Below are 4,635 nucleotides of genomic sequence, written 5' to 3' on the forward strand. Positions count from 1 at the left end.
TCCTTACTATGGTGGATAAAGAACTTGACCACTATGGTATCATCGTGGGCGAGGGCTTTTTCAACAAAGGAGATATCGTCTAAAACATGATTAAGTGTTTTCTCCTTCATATCCAGTTGGTGGAAGAGGTCATAGTAGAACGACCGGTCGAAGAAGACGATTTGACCGCGCTTAGGCGACCGCATGAAGAATCGGCGCAAATACGGGCGCTGTTCATCTTCCAAAGTACTTTCATCAAATACGGCTACCTCATAATGTTTAGGGTCCAGTTCACGCGTCAAATCCTTGAGCAAGAATCCTTTACCAGAAGCCTCCCAACCATCTACAATCACCAGCATACTTTTCTTGGTTTCTTGTAGTTGGCGGTGCAATTCAGCAAATTTATCACCTAATTCTGACCGTTTCATATCCTGTAATTCGACTGGAATACTTGTTCTATGAGTGTTTTTGTTGGGTAACATCCGCGTCACTTCTTTCTTTTTGGCAAAATGGCAATTAATATTTAAGGTCATTTTCTTGTACATATATTATAAAGCATAAATGCAATAATGCATAAAGATTGTGCTATTTTCGGTAAAACAGTAGGTATTTTAAAGGAATCCAAGAGTTTTATGATAAAATAATTAGGAAGTTCTATATGAAAGAAGGAAAACTGAATGAGAGATTTTAAACCAGCGGTCGATCACTTCCATGAAACGGCCTATAAAGACAAACAAGCCATCTATGAGTCATTAGCACGTACCCATTCGCCACACACCTTAGTGATTACCTGTGGGGATTCACGTATTAATGTTGAGAGCTTGTTACAAGCCGATCCCGGCGAAGTTTTCCAAATCCGAAATATCGCAAACATCGTACCAGAGTATAATGACCCAGACCCAATATTATCCTTACAAGCAGGTTTAGATTTCACTGTAACCTCATTACAAGTCAATAATATTATCTTACTTGGCCATATCAACTGCGGGGGCTGCAACACTTGCTTGAATCCACCAGAAAATTTTGACGAAATGCCTTATTTAAAAGAATGGATTAGCAAGTTAAATCCAGTCAAGGAATCTATCGCAGACCAATTAGCAGCCTTAGATGATCCAGTTGCCAAAAGCGACTTGATGGAGAAGACAAATATCATCACCCAATACAATCACTTAATGCAATACCCAATCATCGCTGACCGTGTTGCAGCCGGAAACCTTAAAGTAGAAGGTTGGCATTTCCATACGGATGAAGGTTTTGTTGAAGTTTATCAGCCTGAAACCAAGACATTCACGCGACTTTAAGTTAAAATAGATATAAATGAAGCGTCCTTAAATCGAAAGGACGTTTTTCTTTTCGATTTGAAGGAGGGACAAGAGATGATGAATCCACAGAAAGATCAGTTAGAAGCGATCCAGCAGCTAATCAAAAATCCGAAGACGGTTATTGGGATAATCTTAGCGGCGTTAGCAGTTTATACCTCGCAAGAACCGTGGCATACGGACGACCAGAACAACAATCAAAGTGATCAGGCACAAGTAGCTGATAGCGAATCAGATGCTTCAACGACTAGTGAATCTGCAGCAGAATCTGCTCAATCAACAGACGGGGACACTGTCCAAGTGGTTGAAGACGGAACTTACACAAGTCCTGAAGAAGTAGCTGCCTACATCGACCAATATGATACCCTGCCAGAAAACTACATCACCAAATCCGAAGCCGAAGATCTAGGTTGGGAATCTAGCGACGGCAACTTGTGGGAAGTAGCAGAAGGCATGTCAATTGGTGGCGATTATTTCGGAAACTACGAAGGGCTACTACCAGAAGAAGACGACTACAGAGAAGCAGACGTTAATTATGACGGCGGTTTCCGCGGAGCTGAGCGCATCATCTATTCAGACGACGGCGACATCTACTACACGGACGACCACTACGAATCTTTCCAACAACTCTATTAATCATAAGGAGTGACAGGCATGCAAACACTTATCATTGATGGCCAAGACCTTTATGGGCAAAAGGACTTGCACGATTACCTAGCAAAAACCCTAGATTTCCCTAGCTATTATGGTGCTAATCTAGATGCCCTTCACGACATGCTAACTTCACGGCAAACACCCACAATCATCTACTTAGTCAACCTAGATGCCTTATCAAACCACCTAGGCGCGACTTACAGCAAAAAGTTCCTCAAATTATTGATGGATGTTGAAGAAAAGAATGCATTCTTGACGATTCTTAGGTAAGATGAGGACAAAGCATTTCTAGACGAAGCAATAAAACGAGCGAAGGAGGGAAGAAATGGGCGTAATGTTAACCTTAGCCTACGAGGTTGCGATTAAAGACCAACAAGTGGCCCTTGAAATTATCAATCAGGCCCACACCATGATTCAAAGCAAATTCCAACCAGCCTTAATGTCTGACAATATCCAATTAGACCATGCCATTCATAAGCAATCTATCCTATTTGTCGATGGTATGTCAGCATTCTTATACTACCGCCTTTTACAACAGGCCATTTACCCCATTCAAATCAATGGGGGGCTAGGTTTATCTGAGGATATTGCCCAGTCATTAACCTATTCAGAACAAGTATTAAAAGAAGCACAAAAAATGGGCGAAGGCTACATTCTATACAATGCGAATTTTTTTGAAGACGGCTTATTAAATATGCAGTTGATTAACTGGCAAAAAATTGTCCGCGATCAAACACCAGTTGCACGGGTATTGGCTTTCCTTTATGAAATTCAAGCCCCTGTCTATGTCGACGGCTCTATGTTGACCCAAGATTTCTTAGGGGAGGACTTGATTGCCCTAGACCATGCCAAACAAGCCTTATATGCGGACGATGAAAAATTACTATCTATGGCAGATATCAATTTTTCAGCCCGTAAAACTAGCAAGTGGCTGGAGGTCTTTGACCAAGTCGATAAAAACAAGTATTTCATCACCGGTTTATTTAAAAAAGGCTATGCCACAGCCGTTGCCAATATGACTTACATGACCCGGCAAAATATTGATTATCATTTCCGCAGTGGCCAGTTCGCGTTTGAGCGAGACATGCTTGCGGCAATTGTCTTACAAATGGACCGCGAAATCGCCGCATTAGGCTAACCATAGTGGTTAAGTGGATAAGTCGAAAAAAATACATGAGGAAAGGTTTGAGAATCACCATTTATTGGGGGGATTTTAGGCCTTTTTTCTTTGGGATGGATTGTAAACAATAAGTAAAGATTATGTTTACAATAACGAAACGTTCCCAAAGGGTTTTCTACTTGAGCAAGTGCGAAAGTCTTTGGTAATATGAAGAAGAAAAAAGCTCGGAAGAACCGAACTAAACTGAACGCTAGAGGAAGTATTATTGGGATGATGTTATCTGAATGGGATTGAAAGGAACAGGGTGAACGTTTCATGGAATCATGGGATAAACATGCAAGTCGACGCAAAGCCAAGCTACAAGGGCTAAAAGAAAAGATTTACTTGAACTGTGTCAATATTGATGCGCCCTTTATTAATGCATTTTCACTGGCGCATATCTTGTACTTAGCTGCCTTCTTTATGATTTTACTTGCCATGTTTATTTTTAGCGACTTTATCAACACCCACCAGGTAGTTATTGGTCGTGTCATGTTTACCATTTCCGTTTTACAACAAATTCTCTTATACTCTTGGTATTATTTCGAGACCAAATTCGATTTAAAACAAGCCTTACCACTGCACATTTGTCGCCTATCAACCATAATGGGACTGGTTTACCTACTAACAGGTAACCAAATGATCATGCAAGTCTTATTCTATTTCGGACTTTACGCTTACTTCTCATTCTTTATGCCTAGCCGTATCAACAAAATTTACCACGTATCAGGCCTAAGCTACTTTTTAAACCACGTTATCACGATTTTGATTCCATTCTTCGCTTACTTCACCACAGGATGGACACCCACAATCCGCGGTTTAATCGTGTCACTAGGGGCATTTGCAGTTTACTGGTTTGTCGCATTAATGGTCAACCAATCAACTAGCGGTAACTATTTCTATATGAAATACCGCCCAGTACCAGCCTTAGAGAAAGTCAACTTCCCAACCTATGCAGTAGGAAACTTTATCTTTACAGTAGGCCTATTCTTGATTGGCTACAGCTTCTTCCATTTCTTTGCCTAAACATTTTGTTAAAAAAACATACGCACGCTGAGTTGGGCGTTAGCTCGACTTGGGGTGCTTTTCTCAATGATGGGCCACACGGGATACGCTAATAGTGGGATTTTTATAAGTTGGCGGCCAATTGGAGGAGCGCTTGCTTGGATGAATTAAAATTCACCGGGACCCGACGCCAATGATTCAATACCTCAACGACATTATCGAGAAACAATAAAACTCCTTCCTATTCATGTATCGACGGGTAGTGGGGACGACTTTAAACCGGGATATTTCAAACGGGCAAGTGACTATTCGCGAGTATGACTGCCCCATTGAAGAACGGTTTACGCATGCCCGGCTCTTTTATCCGGATGAAGTGCAACAAGCCATTGAGCCAGCACCTGTAATCCTTTACCTCCATGGTGGGCGATTCATCGGGCGCTAATATTGCTGCAGCCATGAATATCTATGACATCGAATCGGGTAACCAGTGGATTAAACAGCAAATTCTCCTTTACCCCG

The 4,635-nt window shown here is 41.5% G+C and carries 6 protein-coding genes and 1 pseudogene; 6 read left to right on the top strand and 1 reads right to left on the bottom strand.

Going from position 1 to position 4,635, the window contains the following annotated elements; translation table 11 throughout:
- A pseudogene (locus ACRCJ0_RS09620) lies at window positions 1-524 on the bottom strand (phosphate:AMP phosphotransferase); the annotation flags it as partial.
- A 132-nt stretch (window positions 525-656) separates the two neighbouring features.
- Here ACRCJ0_RS09620 and ACRCJ0_RS09625 point away from each other — a divergent pair.
- From ACRCJ0_RS09625 to ACRCJ0_RS09650, 6 genes are all read left to right on the top strand, one after another.
- Complete coding sequence (locus tag ACRCJ0_RS09625) at window positions 657-1,280, top strand: carbonic anhydrase (protein WP_417893691.1); 624 nt, start codon at window positions 657-659, stop codon at window positions 1,278-1,280.
- Window positions 1,281-1,355: 75 nt separating this feature from the next.
- Window positions 1,356-1,934: a ribonuclease domain-containing protein gene (locus ACRCJ0_RS09630; protein WP_431390304.1), complete on the top strand. Its 579-nt coding sequence runs from the start codon at window positions 1,356-1,358 to the stop codon at window positions 1,932-1,934.
- Between the two features lie 18 nt (window positions 1,935-1,952).
- Window positions 1,953-2,222 carry a barstar family protein gene (locus tag ACRCJ0_RS09635; RefSeq protein WP_431387301.1) on the top strand — a complete coding sequence of 90 codons (270 nt, stop codon included), beginning with the start codon at window positions 1,953-1,955 and terminating at the stop codon, window positions 2,220-2,222.
- Window positions 2,223-2,277: 55 nt separating this feature from the next.
- Window positions 2,278-3,090 carry a hypothetical protein gene (locus ACRCJ0_RS09640; RefSeq protein ID WP_417893694.1) on the top strand — a complete coding sequence of 271 codons (813 nt, stop codon included), beginning with the start codon at window positions 2,278-2,280 and terminating at the stop codon, window positions 3,088-3,090.
- A 297-nt stretch (window positions 3,091-3,387) separates the two neighbouring features.
- Window positions 3,388-4,137: a TIGR02206 family membrane protein gene (locus ACRCJ0_RS09645; protein WP_420086149.1), complete on the top strand. Its 750-nt coding sequence runs from the start codon at window positions 3,388-3,390 to the stop codon at window positions 4,135-4,137.
- Window positions 4,138-4,363: 226 nt separating this feature from the next.
- Window positions 4,364-4,558 carry a hypothetical protein gene (locus ACRCJ0_RS09650; protein ID WP_420086148.1) on the top strand — a complete coding sequence of 65 codons (195 nt, stop codon included), beginning with the start codon at window positions 4,364-4,366 and terminating at the stop codon, window positions 4,556-4,558.
- Window positions 4,559-4,635: the final 77 nt, after the last annotated feature.

This window comes from Aerococcus sp. L_32 (genome assembly GCF_050689315.1).

Coding starts and splice junctions, on each gene's coding strand:
- ACRCJ0_RS09625 (WP_417893691.1), top strand. CDS start 657: ATGAGAGATTTTAAACCAGCGGTCGATCACTTCCATGAAACGGCCTAT.
- ACRCJ0_RS09640 (WP_417893694.1), top strand. CDS start 2,278: ATGGGCGTAATGTTAACCTTAGCCTACGAGGTTGCGATTAAAGACCAA.
- ACRCJ0_RS09650 (WP_420086148.1), top strand. CDS start 4,364: ATGTATCGACGGGTAGTGGGGACGACTTTAAACCGGGATATTTCAAAC.
- ACRCJ0_RS09630 (WP_431390304.1), top strand. CDS start 1,356: ATGATGAATCCACAGAAAGATCAGTTAGAAGCGATCCAGCAGCTAATC.
- ACRCJ0_RS09635 (WP_431387301.1), top strand. CDS start 1,953: ATGCAAACACTTATCATTGATGGCCAAGACCTTTATGGGCAAAAGGAC.
- ACRCJ0_RS09645 (WP_420086149.1), top strand. CDS start 3,388: ATGGAATCATGGGATAAACATGCAAGTCGACGCAAAGCCAAGCTACAA.